We start from the raw sequence: 18,562 nt of genomic DNA on the forward strand, positions 1-18,562 counted from the left end.
TTCCTTTCCAGGCAGGTAATCAGCGTGCTTAGTAAAAATACGCTAACACCATCCCGCCCGGGGAGGAAGCGCCCGGCGAGGAAGCACCCGGGTCAGTCTCCGGTCACCGCACCTCGAACCCCGCCGCCAGCAGCACGTCGTCCCGCGACGACGGCCCCACCAGCAGCTCGAACCCTCCCGCCTCCACGCGCCGCTCCCCCGCCGCGTCCACGATCGTGCACTCCGCCACCGGCAGCGTCAGTCGCACGCGCGCCGATTCCCCCGGCGCCAGCTCCACCTGGCGGTACGTCTTCAGCTCCTTGTCGGCCCAGCTCACGCTCGTGACCAGGTCGCGCACGTAGACCTGCACGGTCTCGCGAACCGGACGGTCGCCGGTGTTCGTCAGCGTCAGGGAGGCCTCGATCGTGTCGCCGACGCCGAGCGAGGTCGTAACCAGCGCCAGGTCGGAGTACGACACCGTGGTGTACGACAAGCCCTCACCGAACGCCCAGGTGGGCGATTGGGTGAGGTCCGCGTACCGGTCGCCGTGCTGGCCGCGGATCTGGTTGTAGTAGGTCGGCTGCTGGCCGACGTGCCTCGCGAACGAGATCGGGAGGCGGCCCGACGGCTCGACCCGGCCCGCGATGATCTCCGCGAGAGCCTGACCGCCCTTCATGCCGGGGTTCGCGGCCCACAGGACCGCCGCGGCCCGGGCGACCGACGGCGGAAGCACCAGCGGCTTGGAGGCCAGGAGCACGACGATGACCGGCTTGCCGGTCGCGATCACCGCGTCCAGCAGCGCGTTCTGGCCGCCGATCAGCTCCAGCGTCGCGGTCGAGCGGCCCTCGCCGACGAGCTCGATGCGATCTCCGACCACGGCGACCACCACGTCGGACGCCTCCGCGGCGGCGACGGCCTCCGCGATCAGGCGCTCGTCCGGTGCGCACGGCACGACCACGGGAGGCCGCGGCTGGCCGTCCGGGAACGTCGAGCCGCGGGGGTCGACCTCCAGCGTGAGGATGTCGGCGCCGCGGGCGTGGGCGACCTCCCAGCCGTCGATCGTCTTCAGGCCGTCGAGGACCGTGGTGATCATCTCGCGCGGCTGGCCGTCGAGCCAGCCGGCCTGGCCGGACCCGCCGGCCCAGTCGCCGAGCTGAGTCTGGGCGTCGTCGGCGAGCGGGCCGACCAGCGCGACGCGCAGCGGCGACGCGTCCGGCAGCGGCAGGACCCCGTCGTTCTCCAGCAGCACGATGGAGCGGCGCGCGACCTCCAGGTTGAGCTCGGCGTGCGCCGCGCTGCCGACCACCGAGTCCAGGTCGGGCGACGGGAGGCGCGGGTCCTCGAACAGGCCGAGGTCGAACTTCAGCGTGAGGATGCGGGCGACGGCGGCGTCGAAGGCGTCTGCGGCCAGCAGTCCCCGCGCGACGGCCTCCAGCGCACCCTCGAAGAACCGCGGGGTCGTCATCACCATGTCGTTCCCGGCGGTCACCGCGGCGGCCGCGGCGTGGGCGTAGTCGGGCTGGACCTTCTGCTCCCAGACCATCCGGCCGACGTTGTCCCAGTCCGTGATGAGCGTGCCGGTGTAGCCCCACTCGCCGCGCAGCACCTCGCTGAGAAGCCAGTCGTTCACGGTGATCGGGACGCCGTCGGTGCTCTGGTAGCCGAGCATGAACGTGCGGCAGCCTTCGCGGGCGACCCGCTCGAACGGCGGGAGGAACCAGCTCCGGAGCTTCCGCCGCGAGATGTCGGCCTCGCTCGCGTCCCGGCCGCCCTGTGTCTCGGAGTAACCCGCGAAGTGCTTCGCGGTCGCGAGGATGGCGCTCGGGTCGTCCAGCCCGGTCCCCTGGTAGCCGCGGACCATCGCGCTGGCGAGTTCGCCGATGAGGAACGGGTCCTCGCCGAACGTCTCGCTGATCCGGCCCCACCGGAGGTCGCGGGCGATGCACAGCACCGGCGAGAAGGTCCAGTGCACGCCGGTGACGGCGACCTCCTCCGCGCTGGCGCGGGCGACGCGCTGGATCAGCTCGGCGTCCCAGGACGCGGCCATGCCGAGCTGCGTCGGGTAGATCGTGGCGCCGGGCCAGAACGAGTGCCCGTGGATGCAGTCCTCACCGACCAGCAGCGGGATCCGCAGCCGGGTCTGCGCGGTGAGCCGGTTGGCCTCCAGGATGCGCTCCGGTGAGGTGTGCAGGATGGAGCCGACGTGACGGCGCAGGACGTGGTCCTCCAGGTCGTCGCGCGCGTCGAGCTGCAGCATCTGGCCGACCTTCTCCTCCACCGTCATGCGGTCGAGGAGGTCGCGGACGCGCTCGGCGGTCGTCAGCGACGGGTCCTGGTACGGAAAGTTCTCCTCTGCGGGTGCGGTGGCGATGGACGGGAGGATCGAGGTCATGCGGTGTTGCTTTCCGGGGTCGCTGCGGCCGAGGCCGCGGTGGAGTTCGTGCGCACCTGGGTGACGGCGGCGTTGAGGTTCATGCCCTTGCGCTTCATCGCACGGGCGCGCTCGCCCGCCGAACGCAGGCGGGGGTTGACGTACTCGTCGATCCCGAAGTTGATCAGGGCGAGGGAGACGCCGAGCAGCGCGATGCACAGGCCGGCGGGGACGTACCACCACCAGTAGTCCGGGAACGCGTTGTTCTGCTGCGCCCAGAACAGGATGGTGCCCCAGTTCAGGTTCGACACCGGGATGACGCCGATGAACGCGAGCGTGGTCAGGCCCAGCACGGCGGCCGTCATGGTGCCGACGAAGCTGGAGGCGATGATCGCCAGGAGGTTCGGCAGCATCTCCACCAGGATCACCCGGTGCAGCGGCTCGCCGTTCGCCCGGGCGGCCTGGATGAAGTCGCGGTTGCGCAGCGACATGGTCTGCGCACGCAGCACTCGGGCGCCCCATGCCCAGCCGGTCAGGCCCAGCACCGCGGCGATGAGCGGCAGCGGCGGGTCCTGGAACTGCGAGGCGACGATGATCATCAGCGGCAGGCCGGGGATGACGAGGAACACGTTCGACAACGCCGACAGGGACTCGCTCTTCCAGCCGCGCAGGTAGCCGGCGGTCACGCCGACGACGATCGCCACGACTGTGGCCATGATCGTCGCCAGGAAGCCGACGACGAGGACGCCGCGGGTCCCGTAGACGAGCTGGCTGAAGACGTCCTGGCCGATGTGCGTCGTGCCGAGCAGGTGCGTGAACGACGGCGGCTGCAGCGTCTCCTTCAGGTTCTGCGCGTTCGGATCGTGCGGTGCGATCAACGGGGCGAAGATCGCGACGAGCACGAACACGCCCAGGATGATCAGGCCGGTGGCCGACTTCGGGTTGCTGAACATGGCCAGGGAGGCCGTGAGCTGCGACCAGAAGGTGGTCTTCTTCGGCGCGGGCGGCTCCGGGGTCACAGCCTGAACAAAGGCGGTCTGGGGCAGGGACATGATCAGGCCTCCGTCTGACGGGTGCGCGGGTCGAGGATGGCGTACGCGATGTCCGCGATGATGTTCGCGATCAGCACGGCGAGCACGAGCACGAGGAAGATCCCCTGCATGAGCGCGTAGTCCTTGGCGTTGGTCGCGTTGAGCAGCAGCAGGCCGATGCCGGGATAGGAGAACACCATCTCCATCACGATCGTGCCGCTGACGATGAAGCCGAGCGCCAGCGCGAAGCTCTGGATCTGCGGCAGCACGGCGTTGCGGGCGGCGTAGCGCCACAGCACGCGCCGGTCGGGCATGCCCTTCGCCTGCGCGACGGTGATGTAGTCCTCGTCGAGCACGGTGAGCATCATGTTGCGCATGCCGAGCACCCAGCCGCCGACCGAGACGACGACGATGGTGGCCATCGGGAGGGCGCCGTGCGAGAGCACCTGCCCGATGAAGTCGGCGTTCCAACCCGGGTCGACGCCCAGCTCGTAGGCGTGCCCCGCAGGGAACCAGCCGAGCGTGGTGGAGAAGATCGCGATGAAGATCAGGCCGAGCCAGAAGTACGGGATCGTGCCGAGGAACGTCGTGATCGGGATGAAGACGTCCAGCTTGCCGCCCCGCCGCCAGCCGATCACCGCGCCGAGGCCGGTGCCGATGACGAAGGAGACCACCGTGGCGAAGCCGACCAGGCCGAGGGTCCACGGCAGGGCGGAGGCGATCGCGTCGCCCACCGGGGCCATGCCCGTCGAGATGGAGACGCCGAGGTTGCCGTGCAGCAGCATGTTCCAGTAGTCGAGGTACTGCTGCCAGAGCGGCACCGACTTGTCGACGCCGAACAGGAGGCGCAGCGCCTTCTCGGCGTCCGGCGTGAGCTGCCCCTGGCTGCGCGCCATGTAGGAGGAGACGGCGTCGCCCTTCATCAGGCGCGGGATGAAGAAGTTGATCGTGATCGCCGCCCACAGGGTGAACGCGTAGAAGGCGACGCGCCCGCCGATGAACCGCCACGGGACGCGGACGCCGCGGCGTTCCGCCGTGGTGGCCGTCGTGCCGACGAGGGTGGGGTCGATGGGGGCGGTGTCGGACGGGGTGAGGCCGGCGGACGGCGTCGTTTCTGTGCTCACGGTCTCTGTGCTCACGGTCTCTGTGCTCACGGTCTCTGTGCTCACAGCGCACCTCCTGCGGTCTGTGCGGTCAGTGCCCCGAAGTGCTTCTCCGGGTCGGGGGACGCGGCGCGGAGCTCGCGGGTGTAGGGGTCCTGCGGCCGCACGATCACGTCGTCGGCGGGGCCGTGCTCGACGATCCTGCCCTGGTTGAGCACGATGATCTCGTCGCTGAAGTGCCGGGCGGTGGCCAGGTCGTGGGTGATGTAGAGCACCCCGAGCCCCTCCTCGCGCTGCAGGTCGGCGAGCAGGTTCAAGACGCCGACACGCAGCGAGACGTCGAGCATCGACACCGGCTCGTCGGCCACCAGCAGCGTCGGCCGGGAGGCCAGCGCGCGGGCGATCGCGACGCGCTGGCGCTGTCCGCCGGAGAGCTCGTGCGGACGGCGGTCGATCACCGCATCCGCGTCGAGCTGCACGCGCCGCAGCAGGCGCCGCACCTCGTCGTCCACCTCGCGTTTCGGCACGACGCGGTCGAGCCGGAGCGGCCGCTCGATGTGGTGCCGGATCGTGTGCGAGGGGTTGAGGGACGCGAACGGGTCCTGGAAGACCATCCGGAGTTGCTGGCGGTACTGCCGCAGCCGTTTGCCCGAGCGCGGGATGGGGGCGCCGTCCAGCAGCACCTCGCCGCGGGTGGGCGTCTCGAGCTGAGTGAGGATCTTCGCGATCGTGGACTTGCCGCTGCCGGATTGGCCGACCAGGCCGATCGTCTGCCGCTGGCCCAGCGTGAAGCTGACGTCGTCCAGCGCCTTGAGCTGCCCGGACCCCCGGACGTTGTAGATCTTGGTGACGTTTCTGAATTCGAGCGTGGTCATCGGACGACCACTCCTCTCTCGCCGGTGAGGCGCGGGAACGACTGCAGCAGCTTCTGCGTGTACTCGTGCTGCGGGTTCGTCCAGATCTGCTCGGCGGTGGCGAGCTCCACGATCTCGCCGTCGCGCATGATCGCGATCCGGTCGCTGATCTCCAGCAGCAGCGGGAGGTCGTGCGTGATGAAGACGACCGAGAAGCCGAAGTCATGGCGGAGCTGGGAGATCTGCTTGAGGATCTCGCGCTGCACGAGCACATCCAGCGCGGTCGTCGGCTCGTCCATGACCATGAGCTGCGGGCGGAGGGCGAGCGCCATCGCGATCATCACGCGCTGACGCATGCCGCCCGAGAGCTCGTGCGGGTAGGAGCGCATCCGCTGGCCGCCGACCTTGACGATCTCCAGCAGCTCGATCACCGCCGCCGTGCGCTCGGCGCGGCTCATCCCCTGGCGGTGCACGAGGAAGACGTCCTCGAGCTGCGAGCCGATGGTGGCCACCGGGTTGAGGGCGTTCATCGCCCCTGGAAGACCATCGAGGTCTTGTCCCAGCGGAAGCGGCGCATCTGCTCCGCGTCCAGGGCGTTGATGTCGATGTCCTCGCCGCCCTGGTCGTGGAAGACGACGCTGCCGCTGGTGATCACGGCCGGGGGCTTGAGGAGGCGCTGGACCCCGTAGGCCAGGGTCGTCTTGCCGCAGCCGCTCTCGCCGGCGAGACCGACGATCTCGCCGCGCTTGATGTCGAGGGAGACGTTCGTGACCGCCGCGACCGGCGGGTCCACGTCGTACACGACCGAGAAGTCGCGCACGGAGAGAAGTGAGTCTGTCATGGCGTCGCTTTCATGCTGTCCGCGGGTCGCCCGGGGCGGACGGCGGCTCGAGGCCGTCGTCCACCCCGGACGAGGAGTGAGGTCGCGCGCGGCGACTACTTGCCCGCAGGCTTCAGGTTCATCAGCACCTGGACGGCCGACGGCTGGGTCGGGTCGGCGGTCGCGTACTGGTCCTTCTCGCTCGGCCAGCCGACGAACTTCCTGGTGTTGTACTCGGCGAGCTGCGGGTGGGTGCCGATCGGGATCGCCGGGACGTCGTCCACGAAGATCTTCTGCAGCTTGTCGAGCGCCGCGGTGCGGGCGCTGTCGTCGGACGCCTGCGCGTACTCCTTCAGCAGGGCGGTCGCCTCCGGGTTGCTGTACCGCCCGAAGTTGTCGGAGACCTTGCCGTCCGCGGCCTGGTCGAGGTAGCTGCTGTTCATGACGTCGTCGTAGATGTGCCACGGGTTCGAGCCGGAGCCCGTCCAGTGCAGCACGGCGTCGAAGTTGCCGGACGCGACGTTGGCGAACCAGGTGTCCGCGTCGGGGGTGGCGACCTTCGCGTCGATGCCGAGCGTCGTCTTGAGCTGCGTGGCGACGAGCTGGATGCCCGTGACGTAGTCGTTCCAGCCCTGCGGGTCCTGCAGGGTGAAGGAGACCGGCTTGCCGGCCGGGTCGGTCAGCGCGCCGGACTTCCAGGTGTAGCCGGCGTCGGTGAGGACCTTCTTGGCGCCGTCGACGTCGATCTTGAACGTCTGGTCCTTGTAGTCGGACGCGATGTACTGGTCACCGGTCGGCTGCGGGATGCCCGTCACGTTGGTCAGCTCGGGGCCGGCGTTGCTGCGCGCCGTCGTGGCGTGCGCCTTGCGGTCGATGACCATGTTGACGGCCTTGCGGAGCGCCACGTCGTTGAACGGGGCCTTCGCGGTGTTGACCACGATCATGTCCGGGCTGAGGACGTTGGCGCCCCAGAACACGTTGTGCTTCGGGTCCTTGTCCACGTAGTTCTTCTGGTAGTCCGTGATGAAGATCTGCGCCCAGTCGGTCTCGCCGCTCTGCAGCGCGCGGAGGAGGCCGGTGTTGTCGTTGTACTCGAGGTACTTGAGCTGGGCCACCGGGACTGTGCCGCCCCAGTAGTCCTTGCGCGCCTGGAGGACGACGCCCTGCGACGAGAAGGTCTTGATCGTGTACGGGCCGGTGCCGACCGCGTTCGTCACCGGGTCCTTCGTCGCGTCGGCGACGGACTTCCACTGGTGCTCGGGGACGATCGGGACCTGCAGCACATCGCCCTGCTTGACGAACTTGGACTCGCTGAAGTTCAGGACGACGTTGTTCCCGTCCTTCTTGACGTCCGTCAGCTTGAGGCCGCCCAGGTCGAGGGCGGGGGTGTTCTTGATCAGGTTGTAGGTGAAGACGATGTCGTCGGCGGTGAAGGCCTTGCCGTCGCTCCACTTGACGTTCGTGCGCGGGGTGACGGTGAGCTGCGTGTAGTCCGCGTTCCACTGCACCTTCGAGGCGAGCCACGGGGTGGTCTCGTTCTTGCCGACCGGGTTGACGATCGCGAGGGGCTCGTAGATCATCCGGTCGTAGCCGAGCGACATACCCGAGCCGGTGGTGATGAACGGGTTGTTGATCTGGGTCGCCAGGATGGCCGCGCCATCCGGCTTCGCCACGGTGAGCGAACCGGTGCTGGCGGTGCCGGCGCCGGACTTGCCGTCGGACGAGCAGCCGGTCAGCGCGAGTGCGCCGACAGCGGCGATCGCCGATGCCGTGATCAGGTACTTGCTAAGCCTCATTGCTTCTCCTTCGTGGCGGGCACATCCGTTGTGCCCTGGTCCTGCGGAATGTCGGCTGACGATAACTTGCTTACTGGTCAGAAAGCAAGTTGATCGAGGCGAGGTTACTGGCTGGTAAGCTCGGCCGCAACCAGCACGGCAGGAGCGACGGAAATGGCCATCAGCGGCAACGGCACCGGTACGCGCCCGGAGACCGAGCAGAAGCGCATCGACATCCTGCGGGCGGCGATCGAGACGTTCGGCACGAAAGGGTCCACGAACGGCACGCTCTCCGATATCGCCGAGCAGGTCGGGATGACCCATGCGGGCGTCCTGCACCACTTCGGGTCCAAGAACAACCTGCTCCTGGAGGTGCTGGAGTTCCGCGACAGGGACGACGTCGCCCACCTCGTAGACCAGCACATCCCCGGTGGCCCAGCGCTTTTCGCGCACCTCGTCGCCACCGCCCAGCGCAACGCGCTGCGGCCGGGAATCGTCCAGGTCTTCACCGTGCTCTCCGCGGAGTCGGTCACCGAGGACCACCCGGCGAAGGCCTACTTCCAGGAGCGGTACCGCAACCTCCGGGTCGAGGTCGACGCCGCCTTCCGGGCACTCTGCGCGCAGGAGGGCGTGACCGCCCCTGGCACGATCGACCGCGCCGCCGCGTCGATCCTCGCCGTGATGGACGGGCTCCAGCTTCAGTGGCTGCTGGACCCGAAGGCGGTCGATCTGGCCGGGGCCAGCGAGTTCGCCATCGAGGCGATCGTGAACGGGGTCCTCCACGCCGGGCCGGAGCTGGACTCGTACGTGCACGACGCCTGACTGCGCTGCCCGCACGCCGAGCGGCTAGACATTCGGCACGAATGCGGGCTTCGGCGCGGCGAAAGCCGACATTCGGCACGAAACGTGGCACGGAGCATGGTCGCGCAACGTTGCAAGGTCGTCCAGGCAGGCACAAGACAGGAGCGGGCGTGGCCGCGAGGAGATCGCGCGCACCGCCGTCGAGGTGCTGGCGCGCCGGATCGAAGGAGGCTCCGCCCCGTTCACGCCGGAGGAGAGCTGGTCCCGTTCCGCCTCATCCCCCGCGAATCCTCGGGATCCGCCGCCGGCTGACACTGCCGAGGAACAGGCGTGTTTGACACGGTCACATTCTGCCGCGATCATGTTCTCTATAACGTTGTAGAACTAGGAAGCAGACATGCCTGAAACCCACATCGCCCTCGACCGCTCCGCCCGGGTCGCCACGATCGACCGCCGCATCTTCGGATCGTTCGTGGAGCACCTCGGCCGCTGCGTCTACGACGGCATCTACGAGCCGGGCCACCCGGCCGCCAACGAGGACGGCTTCCGTCTCGACGTGGTCGAGCTGGTGAAGGAGCTCGGCTCGACCACGATCCGCTACCCCGGCGGCAACTTCGTCTCCGGGTTCCGCTGGGAGGACAGCGTCGGCCCGCGCGAGCAGCGCCCGGTGCGCCGCGACCTCGCCTGGCACTCGCTGGAGACCAACCAGGTCGGGCTGGACGAGTTCTCGCGCTGGCTGAAGCTGACCGGCTCCGAGCTGATGCTCGCGGTCAACCTCGGCACGCGCGGGATCGACGAAGCGCTCGACCTGCTCGAGTACGCCAACCACCCGTCCGGCACCGCGCTCAGCGACCAGCGCATCGCCAACGGGACGGTCGAGCCGCACGGCATCCGGATGTGGTGTCTCGGAAACGAGATGGACGGCCCCTGGCAGACCGGGTACATGACCGCCGACGACTACGGCAAGCTGGCTGCGCGCACCGCGGCCGCCATGAAGATGGCCGACAAGGACCTGGAGCTCGTCGCCTGCGGGTCGTCCGGCTCCGGGATGCCGACCTTCGGCGACTGGGAGCGCACCGTGCTGGAGCACGCCTACGACCACGTCGACTTCATCTCCGCGCACGCCTACTACCAGGAGCGCGGCGGCGACCTCGGATCGTTCCTGGCCTCCTCGGTGGACATGCAGTTCTTCATCGACACGGTGGTCGCCGCGGCGGACCACGTCGGCTCCAAGCGCAAGAGCGCCAAGAAGATCGCCATCTCGTTCGACGAGTGGAACGTCTGGTACCTGGACGAGCACCAGGCCTCCCAGGAGGTCAACGACGAGTGGCGCGTCGCCCCGCGCCAGCTCGAGGACGTCTATTCGGTGGCCGACGCCGTGGTCGTGGGCAACCTCTTGATCACACTGCTGAAGAACCACGACCGGGTCCGCAGCGCCTCCCTCGCCCAGCTCGTCAACGTGATCGCGCCGATCATGAGCGAGCCGGGCGGCGCAGCCTGGCGGCAGACCACCTTCTTCCCGTTCTCGGTCACCAGCCGGCTCGCGCGCGGCGAGGTGCTGCGCCCGGCCGTCTGTACCGGCAGCTACGACACCGCGGCGCACGGCACGGCGGACGTCGTGGACGCGGTCGCGACGCACGACGAGGCCACCGGCGCGTCGGCGGTGTTCCTGGTCAACCGCAGCCTCACCGACACGGAGACGGTCAGGATCGACGTGCGCGACCTGGGCGCGCGCGCGGTCCAGGAGGCGCTGAGCCTGTTCGATGACGACGTGTACGCCAAGAACACGCTCGCCGAGCCCGAGCGCGTCGGGCTGCGCGCCAACACCACGGCGACGCTCGCGGACGGCGTCCTGACGGTGGAGCTGCCGCCGGTCTCCTGGACAGCGGTCGCGCTCGGCTGACCCCGCACACTCTCCCCGGGGCACGTGAACGCCCTCATCCCGCGCGGATGAGGGCGTTCATGCGCCCTTCGGTCGCTGTGCGGCGGACTCGGATTGGCGGCGGGAGCCTGGGTATGTTAGATATGTACGATGACCGGCTCGATGCTCTCCCAGCTCTGCGCTACCGTGGCGCTCGGCGTGGTGACCCTGCTGATCGGCCGCTCCATGCACGACCCCGCCACGGTGATCCTCTTCGCCGTGGGCGTGCTGGCGACCATCCTGTCCGCCTTCCGGGTGCGCTCCCTGCGTGTGAAGCACCTCGCGGAAGTGGAACGCCGTGTCCCCCAAAATGCCGCTACAAAAGACCCGAGGAATCCGTCAAGCTCGGTCTGATGAGCAACCATCAGCAATCGGGGGTCGGCACGGACGTGGCGAGGGGGACTGTTCTCCGCCCGTACCGCGACCTGTTCGCGCGCGGGCTCACGGCCATCCTCGCCCTGACCACGCCCGTGTTCGCCGTGCTGTACTGGCTCACCATCCCGAACGGGGAGTGGAAGTACGTCCTGTCCGTCCACGTGCTGGTCGTGCTGGCGACGATCCTCGGCGTGTACGCGTTCCTCAGCGCGACGATCACGCTCCAGCCGGACGGCGTCCGGGAGCGCGGCTTCTTCGGTCGGACCCGGTTCGTGCGCTCGGTCGATGTCGGCTCCATCCTGCTGGTGCGGCTCTACGACGGCAGCACACTGGACACCCTCCCCCAGCTCTTCATCACCGGACACGACGGTCGGCCGCTCATCCGCATGCGCGGGCAGTTCTGGTCGGCTGCGGACATGGAGCTGGTCGCCGACGAGTTCGACGTTCCGGTGACGCGCCCCGAGGACTTCCTGACGATGACGCAGTTGCGGCGGCGGTCGCCCGAGCTGCTGTACTGGTTCGAGCGGATGCCGCGGTTCCCTTAGGGCCGCTCAGACGTCCGCGTTCGTCGCGATCGCCAGTGCCGGCGCGTCCGAACGGCTGGAGGGCAGCTCCTCGAAGCCGAGCCGGCGGTAGAACGCCATCGCGCCGGTGTTCGCGGGCGACATCCTCAGGAACACGCCCGGCACGCCCCGACCGTGCAGCGCTGCGAGGAGTTCGCGGATGAGCCGGCGACCGTAGCCCTGACCCTGCAACTCGGGCAGCAGGTCGATGTGCAGGTGCGCAGGAAAGCGGTCGACCTCCGGGACGATCGCTTCGTGCGGGTCGAGCCCGAATCCGATGGCCTCCCGCTCCTTCTGGGAGGTCGCCTCCGTCAGCGGATAGCGCTCGCGGAACCCCGGCAGCCAGTGCGCGTCATACCAGTCGGCGAACGCCTGGCTGTCCGCCACCGAGATCACGTAGCCGGCGACGCGCCGGCCCGTGTCGACCACGAACGCGAGGTCGGGCTGGTACTCGACGTAGGGTCCGGCGAAGACGTCGGGCAGGAGGGCGTCGCTGGAGTAGAGCCCCGCGCGTCCGCGCCGCTCGCGCCCGTCCTGACGCAGATGTCGTAGACGTCCGCACGGTCGGCCGGACGGTACGGGCGGATCGTAGTCATCGTGAAAGTATGGCAGCGTGACCTCGTCCACCGTCGCCGGGCCGCCGAGCTCGGGCCGCCTCACGCCCGGAGCCCACGCCGCCGCGGCCGAGAGCCGGTTGGTCTGATGGAGCGCGATCCCGACGGACTGCTCGCGCCGTGGCGGGCGCGCTGGGCCCTGACGCCGGACGGCCCCGCCTTCTCCACGCCGTCGAGCGCGCTGCAACCGGTGGTGCTGGACGGCCGGCCGGCGTTCCTCAAGCTCGCGACGCACGCCGAGGAGGCTGCGGGAGGGCGCGTCCTCCGCTGGTGGGACGGCGGCGGCGCGGCGCCGGTCCTCGCGGCGGAGGGTGACGCGCTCGTGCTCGCGCGGGCCACCGGCGGGCGCTCGCTGGAGTCGCTGGCGGCCTCCGGCCCGGACGGGGACGATGAGGCGACCCGGGTCCTCTGCCGTGCCGCGGTGCGCCTGCACTCGGTCACCGGGCGGCCGCGACCGGACGTGCTGCTCGACCTCCCGCGCTGGTTCGCCGAGCTGTTCGAGCACGCCGCGACGCGGCCGCATGCCCACGACGGCATGTTCCCGCGTGCCGCGGCCGAAGCCCGGGCGCTGCTCGCCGCGCCGGAGGGCGACGTCGTGCTGCACGGCGACCTCCACCACGGCAACGTTCTCGACTTCGGTCGGGACGGCTGGCTCGCGATCGACCCCAAGCACCTCCACGGCGATCCGGCGTTCGACTTCGCGAACATCCTCTGCAATCCCTCCGCGGACGTGGCGCTGGCTCCAGGACGGCTGGAGCGCGCCGTGGCGGTGATCGCCGCGGAGACCGGGATCCCGCAGCGGCGGATGCTGCGTTGGGCGCTCGCCTGGGCCGGCCTCTCGGCGGCGTGGACGGAGCGCGGCGGCGGGGACGCGGCGGTCGCGGTGGCCGTGGGCCTCGAGGCGACGCGCGCGCTGGACGCGCCTCCGGCTACGTCTTCGCCTGGCCCGGTCTGCTGAGGAAGAACGGGTGCGGCCGGGTGCTCTCCTCCGCCAGCTTGTATGCCAGCGGCGCCCACACGATGACCGCGACACCGGCGCCGAGCAGCAGTCCGCCGAGGGTGTCGCTCAGCCAATGCGCGCCGAGGTAGGTGCGGCTGATCGCCATCAGGATGCCCCACGCGCCGCCCACGCACCACACCCAGACGCGCGGGAACAGGATGGCGAACACGACCGCCATCGTGGCCGCATTCGCCGTATGCCCGGACGGGAATGAACCGGTATCGGAGACCACCAGGATCTCCGAGGGCCGCGCCCGACCGACCGTGTGCTTGAGGACCTGGACGCAGATCACCGACAGAACGCTCGCGACCGCGAAGAAGGTGGCGCCCCAGGGCCTTCGGAACGCCAAGAGGAGCAGGAAGACCACCACCGGGATCACGACCGAGCCGATGATGCCGCCGCCCACGTAGTTGAAGAACAGCGCGGGCGCGGTCCACACCGGCGAACGGTGCTCGATCACCTCGGCCATCCACTCCAGGTCGAGCGCGAACGGCTCCGTCGGGCGGAGCGCGATGATCGCGCCGAGCACCAGTACCAGGCCGATGGCGACGGACGCGGAGATCAGCGGCCAGCGGCGCTGGATGCGCCGGGCGACGTGCAGCGGCGGCGTGGCGGTCATGGGATCACGGTACCGCGCAAGGTCGTCCCGCCCGGCCCGGCCCGCGGGTGCTGGTCGGGGTGCGGGTGCGCCAGGCCCGGCACGAGTGCGAACTACCCTAGTGCGCGAGCTCCGGCACCGTCCGCGGCCGCACGACCAGCCACAGCGACGCAATGGACACCGCGGCGCAGATCGCCATCATCGAGCCCATCGGCCCCGCGCTGCCGGTGCCGAGCAGCCCGACGATCGGCGAGAACACGCCGGCCGCGCCGAAGTTGAGCGCGCCGAGCAGGCTCGCCGCCGTCCCGGCCTCGTGGCCGTGGTTGTTGAGGGCCAGCACCTGCACGCACGGGAAGCCGAATCCGCACGCCGCGATGAAGAACCAGAGCGGGATCGCGACCCCCACAGGCCGACGTGGGCCTGGTCGAGCACTACGATCGTGACCGACGCCAGGAGCATGACGGCCGTCGAGACGGCGAGGATCCACTGCGGCCCGACGTACTTGGTCAGCCGCGCCGCCGACTGCACGCCGATGATGATGCCGATCGAGTTGACCGCGAACAGGAGGCCGTACTCCTGCGGCGTGAACGCGTAGAGGCCCTGGAAGATGAACGGGCTCGCCGACAGGTACGAGAAGAGGCCGGTGAAGTTGGCGGCTCCCACGATCGCGATGCCGACGAACACCCGGTCGCTCAGCACCGAGCGGTAGCGCTGGCGGACCGTCGAGTGGCCGGCGTCGTGCCGGCGCGCCTTCGGGAGGGTCTCGGCGATCCACAGCGAGACGCAGGCGATCACGAACACGCCGTAGCAGGCGAGCACGACGAAGATGCCGCGCCACGGCATGACCAGCAGCAGCCACGACCCGAGCACCGGCGCGAGGACCGGCGCGAGCCCGTTGACGAGCGCGAGGCGGCTCAGCATCCGCACGAGCGGACGCCCGCCGAACAGGTCGCGGACCATCGCCATCGCGACCACCCCGCCGGCGGCGGCACCGATGCCCATCAGCGCGCGGGCGATGCCGAGCAGCTCCACATTGGGCGAGATCGCCGCAGCGAGGCACGCGAAGATGTGGACGCCGGTGGCGGCGATCAGCGGGAGGCGGCGGCCGATCTTGTCCGACCACGGGCCGACCAGGAGCTGGCCGAGCCCGAAGCCGATCGTGGTCGCCGTGAGCGTGAGCTGGATCATCGCCGTGGAGACGTGGAAGTCGGACTCCAGCGTCGGGAGCGCCGGGAGGTACATGTCGATCGTGAACGGCCCGAGCGCGGTGAGCGCGCCGAGGATCAGGATGTACGACATTCGCTGGCGGCCGGTGAGCGAGTCGCCGGGATGCACGACGGTGGTCACGAAAGAGTCCTTCTGCTGGAGGGCGTGTGGGGAGGGGGCACGCGCCCGACGTTGGACGCAAAACGACAGCACCGCGACGGGATCGCGGTGCTGGGAGCCGCCCGTTCGAATCGATTCGATCTCGGGCGCGTGTCCAGCTTACAACCTTCCGCACCGAAATGTGAACGTGCGCATTGTCCCGATTTCGCGGGACAACAGCCGACGACTCCGCCGCCGCAGCAGCCGCCGCCCACCCAGCCCAGCGCGCCATCAGCCGAGTACGCGAATTCTCTGCGTACTCGGCGGTTTTGGCCTGATTTCGCGCGTACTCGGCGGGTGCCTACGAGGCGGAGGGGGACGCGAGGAGCGGGGCGAAGGCGAGCTCGGCGGCGCCGATCATGAGGATGTCGCTGCCGAGGGCGGCGCGTGTGATCGTGAGGGTCTCGGCGGAGGCGGAGAGCGCCTGCGACGCGACGAGTGCCGGCAGTCGCTCGGGCGCCAGCTCGTGCAGCGCGCCGAGGAACCCGCCGAGGACGATCCGCTCGGGGTCGAAGACGTTGGTCGCGTTGCGCAACGCGGTCGCCAGGAAACCGAGCTGGCGGTCCACCTCGGCGAGCACCGCCGCGTCGCCGGACGCGACGGCCGCACCGAGCGCCCGCGAGAGCTCGTCCGGATCGGCGGAGGCCAGTCCGAGCACCTGCAGCAGCGCGCGCTGGCTGACCTCGGTCTCCAAGCAGCCGATCGCACCGCAGTGGCAGCGCACGCCGGCCGAGTTGACGAGGGTATGACCCAGCTCGCCGGCGTAACCGCTGATGCCGGTCAGCGGCCTCCCGCCCACGATCACGCCCGCGCCGATGCCGGACGCGCCGCCGTTGACGTAGACGAGGTCGGCCGCTCCCTGCCCCGCGCCGAACAGCCGTTCGGCGTTCGCGCCCAGGCTGGCGTCGTTCGCCGCTGCGACGGGATAGCCGGTCGCTTCCGCGAGCTCCGCCGCGAAGGGCTCCTCCGCCCACTCCAGGTGCGGGGCGAGCCGGACGACGCCGTCTTCCTCGCGCACGAGTCCGGGCACCGCGACGCCGACCCCGACGACCCGGGAGGCCGCCGCCAGCTCGGGCCGCAGCCCGTCGATCACGGCGGCGGCGATGGCGGCGGCCTCCGCGGCGGTCGGCACGTGCCCGGTGGGATAGCGCACCCGGCGGTGCACGTGCGCGTCGAGCCCGACCACCCCGACGGTGACGGCGTCCACTTCCGGGTTCACGGCGAGCGCGACGACGCGGCCGTCGGCGGCGACGACCGGGGACGGCCTCCCGACCCTGTTGCTGTTCTCCGGCTCGCGCTCGCGCACGAGCCCGAACTCGCCCAGCTCGGCGACGAGCGCGCCGATGGTCGACCGGTTGAGCCCGGTCGCCTGGGTGAGCGCCGAGCGCGCCAGCGGGCCCTCGCGGTGCACCATCCCGAGCACGGCGGAGAGGTTGTGCCGCCGCACCGTGTCGAGGTTCGTCCCCGCCGTCGTCCTGCCGTTCATGGTCCCGGTCACTGTATTACAGGTCGCGGGGCGCGGCGGACGCGCGGCGCCTCAGCACGTCTCGGGCCGCGCCCCCACGGGCACCGCCTCGGGCCGCTCGACCGTGGAGGTCAGCGTCACCACCTCGTGCCGCGCGCCCGCCTCCAGCACCGCCTCCATGATCTCCAGCACGTGGAAGGCCAGCTCGCCCGACGCGCGGTGGGGTCGACCGGTCTCGAGCGCGCGGGCCAGGTCTGCCAGGCCGAAGCCGCGGCCGGCGTCGGCGTAGCCGCCCGCCGTCTCCACCTCGCGGAACTCGCGGTCGTCCGCCGTCGCGACGAGCACCGCGTCCGAGAAGTGGTTGGGGTCGGGCACGGCGAGTGTTCCTGCGGTCCCGTACACCTCGAACAGCGGCACGCGGGAGGCCCACACCTCGAACGAGACGGTCACCGTCGAGACGACTCCGGAGGCGTGCTCCAGGATGGCGGTGACGTGCGTGTCCACGTCCACCGGCAGCTCGGCGCCGGCGTGCGGCCCGGTGGCGATGGTGCGCGAGCGCTCCGAGCGTCGCGTCGCGCCGGAGACGCGGACGACCGGCCCGAAGAACGTCACGAGCGAGGTCAGATAGTAGGGGCCCATGTCGAACAGCGGGCCGCCTCCCGGCTGGTAGTAGAACGCCGGCGCCGGATGCCACAGCTCGTGGCCGGGCGCCGTCCATGCCACCGCTGCGCCGAGCGGCATCCCGATCCGGCCGTCGTCGAGCACGGCGCGAGCGGTCTGGATGCCCGTCCCGAGCACCGTGTCGGGAGCGCAGCCGACCCGCAGCCCGAGCTCGTCGGCGCGTGCCAGGACCGGCGCCGCCTCCGCGGTCGTCAGCGCCAGCGGCTTCTCGCCGTAGACGTGCTTGCCCGCCGCGAGCGCACGCAGCGCGACGTCCGCGTGGGCGAGCGGGATGGTCAGGTTGAGCACGACATCCACCTCGGGATGCGCCAGCAGCTCGTCCACGGTCATCGCCTCGACGCCCTGCTCGGCGGCGACGGTCCTGGCCCGGTCGAGGTCGAGGTCGGCGACCGCGCGCAGACGCAGGTTCGGCAGTTTCGGGAACTCCGCGAAGTACTGCGCCGAGATGACGCCGACTCCGATCACTCCGACGTTCAGCGTGCTGCCCACAGCAGCCCCCTCTCGATGATGGTGCGCACGGGCCGGCTCTCCACGATCTCCAGCCGGTGGCCCGGAGCGGAGACGAAGATGCGGCCCTTGCCCCACTGCCGCGTCCAGATGGCCGGGGCGGTGACCGGGCGGTTCCAGGCATCCCACGGGCGAACGCTCTGCGTCGTCGTGGCCAGGACGTCGTTGTACTCGTCGCTCAGCACCCAGTACTGCTCGGTCACCAGGTCGAAGTCCTCGATTCCCGCGGTGATCGGGTGCGCCTTGCCGTAGTCGGTGATGTGCACCGTGTACGGGATGTAGTTGTCGGACTGCTCGCCGGTGCGCTCGGCCGGATTCTTGCCCGCGTGGTGCGCGAACTGGCCGCCGATCATGTGGAGATAATCCGCGTTGTTCCGGTAGGAGTCGGCGATGCCGCCGTGCCAGCCGGCCATCCCGGTGCCGTTCAGGACCGCGCGCTGCAGACCGGCGAACTCGGCCGGCTCGATGGTGCTCATCGTGTTGATCTGCAGGACGAGGTCGACCGTGTCCATGAACGGCTCGTCGGTGTAGACGGCGGGCCCCTCCTCCACCCGCACGGCGAAGCCGTTCTCCTCCAGGAACGGGATGAAGAGGTTCGTGGTCTCGACGGGCATGTGCCCGTCCCAGCCGCCGCGGACGACGAGGGCTTGTCTGGTCATGTTTCCTTCCGATCGAAACCGCCGAGTACGCGGATTGTTCGCGTACTCGACGGTTCCGGGCTGATTTCGGGCGTACTCGA

Annotated in this window: 15 protein-coding genes and 2 pseudogenes; 5 read left to right on the forward strand and 12 right to left on the reverse strand. The window is 70.0% G+C overall.

Annotation, left to right across the window (positions count from 1 at the left end; translation table 11 throughout):
* Positions 1-103: 103 nt before the first annotated feature.
* The 6 genes and pseudogenes from ACRAWC_RS07045 to ACRAWC_RS07070 all read right to left on the reverse strand — a co-directional run bounded on the left by ACRAWC_RS07045 (position 104) and on the right by ACRAWC_RS07070 (position 7,954).
* Complete coding sequence (locus tag ACRAWC_RS07045; RefSeq protein ID WP_431347093.1) at positions 104-2,371, reverse strand: glycoside hydrolase family 3 N-terminal domain-containing protein; 2,268 nt, start codon at positions 2,369-2,371, stop codon at positions 104-106.
* Positions 2,368-3,402: an ABC transporter permease gene (locus tag ACRAWC_RS07050; protein ID WP_431347094.1), complete on the reverse strand. Its 1,035-nt coding sequence runs from the start codon at positions 3,400-3,402 to the stop codon at positions 2,368-2,370. Before ACRAWC_RS07050 ends, ACRAWC_RS07045 begins: the two co-directional genes overlap by 4 nt.
* Before the next feature lie 2 nt (positions 3,403-3,404).
* On the reverse strand, positions 3,405-4,451 hold the full coding sequence (locus tag ACRAWC_RS07055; RefSeq protein WP_431349383.1) for an ABC transporter permease: 1,047 nt from the start codon (positions 4,449-4,451) through the stop codon (positions 3,405-3,407).
* A 95-nt stretch (positions 4,452-4,546) separates the two neighbouring features.
* Positions 4,547-5,359, reverse strand: coding sequence for an ABC transporter ATP-binding protein (locus ACRAWC_RS07060; RefSeq protein WP_431347095.1), 813 nt, complete (start codon positions 5,357-5,359; stop codon positions 4,547-4,549).
* Positions 5,356-6,179, reverse strand: a pseudogene (locus tag ACRAWC_RS07065) (ABC transporter ATP-binding protein). The gene ACRAWC_RS07060 and the pseudogene ACRAWC_RS07065 overlap by 4 nt, the downstream one beginning before the upstream one ends.
* Before the next feature lie 95 nt (positions 6,180-6,274).
* The gene (locus ACRAWC_RS07070) at positions 6,275-7,954 is read right to left on the reverse strand and encodes an ABC transporter substrate-binding protein (protein ID WP_431347096.1); all 1,680 of its coding nucleotides are present in this window, start codon (positions 7,952-7,954) and stop codon (positions 6,275-6,277) included.
* 153 nt (positions 7,955-8,107) lie between these two features.
* On the opposite strand from ACRAWC_RS07070, the gene ACRAWC_RS07075 reads away from it, so the two are divergent.
* From ACRAWC_RS07075 to ACRAWC_RS07090, 4 genes are all read left to right on the forward strand, one after another.
* Positions 8,108-8,755, forward strand: a complete 648-nt coding sequence (locus ACRAWC_RS07075) for a TetR/AcrR family transcriptional regulator (protein WP_431347097.1) — start codon at positions 8,108-8,110, stop codon at positions 8,753-8,755.
* A gap of 376 nt (positions 8,756-9,131) precedes the next feature.
* The gene (locus ACRAWC_RS07080; protein WP_431347098.1) at positions 9,132-10,637 is read left to right on the forward strand and encodes an alpha-N-arabinofuranosidase; all 1,506 of its coding nucleotides are present in this window, start codon (positions 9,132-9,134) and stop codon (positions 10,635-10,637) included.
* Positions 10,638-10,766: 129 nt separating this feature from the next.
* Positions 10,767-11,009, forward strand: coding sequence for a hypothetical protein (locus ACRAWC_RS07085; RefSeq protein ID WP_431347099.1), 243 nt, complete (start codon positions 10,767-10,769; stop codon positions 11,007-11,009).
* On the forward strand, positions 11,009-11,575 hold the full coding sequence (locus ACRAWC_RS07090) for a hypothetical protein (RefSeq protein WP_431347100.1): 567 nt from the start codon (positions 11,009-11,011) through the stop codon (positions 11,573-11,575). Before ACRAWC_RS07085 ends, ACRAWC_RS07090 begins: the two co-directional genes overlap by 1 nt.
* A gap of 6 nt (positions 11,576-11,581) precedes the next feature.
* On the opposite strand, the gene ACRAWC_RS07095 is transcribed toward ACRAWC_RS07090, so the two are convergent.
* A complete protein-coding gene (locus ACRAWC_RS07095; protein WP_431347101.1) occupies positions 11,582-12,253 on the reverse strand; it encodes a GNAT family N-acetyltransferase in 672 nt (223 codons plus the stop codon).
* A gap of 42 nt (positions 12,254-12,295) precedes the next feature.
* Between ACRAWC_RS07095 and ACRAWC_RS07100 the strand changes: the two genes are divergently transcribed.
* Complete coding sequence (locus ACRAWC_RS07100; protein WP_431347102.1) at positions 12,296-13,165, forward strand: aminoglycoside phosphotransferase family protein; 870 nt, start codon at positions 12,296-12,298, stop codon at positions 13,163-13,165.
* On the opposite strand, the gene ACRAWC_RS07105 is transcribed toward ACRAWC_RS07100, so the two are convergent.
* From ACRAWC_RS07105 to ACRAWC_RS07125, 5 genes and pseudogenes are all read right to left on the reverse strand, one after another.
* The gene (locus ACRAWC_RS07105; RefSeq protein ID WP_431347103.1) at positions 13,137-13,826 is read right to left on the reverse strand and encodes a phosphatase PAP2 family protein; all 690 of its coding nucleotides are present in this window, start codon (positions 13,824-13,826) and stop codon (positions 13,137-13,139) included. The genes ACRAWC_RS07100 and ACRAWC_RS07105 overlap by 29 nt on opposite strands.
* A gap of 97 nt (positions 13,827-13,923) precedes the next feature.
* Positions 13,924-15,104 (reverse strand): annotated as a pseudogene (locus ACRAWC_RS07110) (multidrug effflux MFS transporter).
* A gap of 367 nt (positions 15,105-15,471) precedes the next feature.
* Positions 15,472-16,656: an ROK family protein gene (locus tag ACRAWC_RS07115; protein WP_431347104.1), complete on the reverse strand. Its 1,185-nt coding sequence runs from the start codon at positions 16,654-16,656 to the stop codon at positions 15,472-15,474.
* A 51-nt stretch (positions 16,657-16,707) separates the two neighbouring features.
* Positions 16,708-17,805 carry a Gfo/Idh/MocA family protein gene (locus ACRAWC_RS07120; protein ID WP_431347105.1) on the reverse strand — a complete coding sequence of 366 codons (1,098 nt, stop codon included), beginning with the start codon at positions 17,803-17,805 and terminating at the stop codon, positions 16,708-16,710.
* The gene (locus ACRAWC_RS07125) at positions 17,790-18,482 is read right to left on the reverse strand and encodes a ThuA domain-containing protein (protein WP_431347106.1); all 693 of its coding nucleotides are present in this window, start codon (positions 18,480-18,482) and stop codon (positions 17,790-17,792) included. Before ACRAWC_RS07125 ends, ACRAWC_RS07120 begins: the two co-directional genes overlap by 16 nt.
* Positions 18,483-18,562 lie beyond the last annotated feature (80 nt).

Source organism: Leifsonia sp. L25 (assembly GCF_050632895.1).

What these genes read in the sequence shown, in the direction of transcription:
- ACRAWC_RS07115 (WP_431347104.1), bottom strand. Translation starts at nt 16,656, where the DNA reads ATGAACGGCAGGACGACGGCGGGGACGAACCTCGACACGGTGCGGCGG.
- ACRAWC_RS07080 (WP_431347098.1), top strand. Translation starts at nt 9,132, where the DNA reads ATGCCTGAAACCCACATCGCCCTCGACCGCTCCGCCCGGGTCGCCACG.
- ACRAWC_RS07050 (WP_431347094.1), bottom strand. Translation starts at nt 3,402, where the DNA reads ATGTCCCTGCCCCAGACCGCCTTTGTTCAGGCTGTGACCCCGGAGCCG.
- ACRAWC_RS07060 (WP_431347095.1), bottom strand. Translation starts at nt 5,359, where the DNA reads ATGACCACGCTCGAATTCAGAAACGTCACCAAGATCTACAACGTCCGG.
- ACRAWC_RS07045 (WP_431347093.1), bottom strand. Translation starts at nt 2,371, where the DNA reads ATGACCTCGATCCTCCCGTCCATCGCCACCGCACCCGCAGAGGAGAAC.
- ACRAWC_RS07105 (WP_431347103.1), bottom strand. Translation starts at nt 13,826, where the DNA reads ATGACCGCCACGCCGCCGCTGCACGTCGCCCGGCGCATCCAGCGCCGC.
- ACRAWC_RS07125 (WP_431347106.1), bottom strand. Translation starts at nt 18,482, where the DNA reads ATGACCAGACAAGCCCTCGTCGTCCGCGGCGGCTGGGACGGGCACATG.
- ACRAWC_RS07090 (WP_431347100.1), top strand. Translation starts at nt 11,009, where the DNA reads ATGAGCAACCATCAGCAATCGGGGGTCGGCACGGACGTGGCGAGGGGG.
- ACRAWC_RS07085 (WP_431347099.1), top strand. Translation starts at nt 10,767, where the DNA reads ATGACCGGCTCGATGCTCTCCCAGCTCTGCGCTACCGTGGCGCTCGGC.
- ACRAWC_RS07100 (WP_431347102.1), top strand. Translation starts at nt 12,296, where the DNA reads ATGGAGCGCGATCCCGACGGACTGCTCGCGCCGTGGCGGGCGCGCTGG.
- ACRAWC_RS07075 (WP_431347097.1), top strand. Translation starts at nt 8,108, where the DNA reads ATGGCCATCAGCGGCAACGGCACCGGTACGCGCCCGGAGACCGAGCAG.
- ACRAWC_RS07070 (WP_431347096.1), bottom strand. Translation starts at nt 7,954, where the DNA reads ATGAGGCTTAGCAAGTACCTGATCACGGCATCGGCGATCGCCGCTGTC.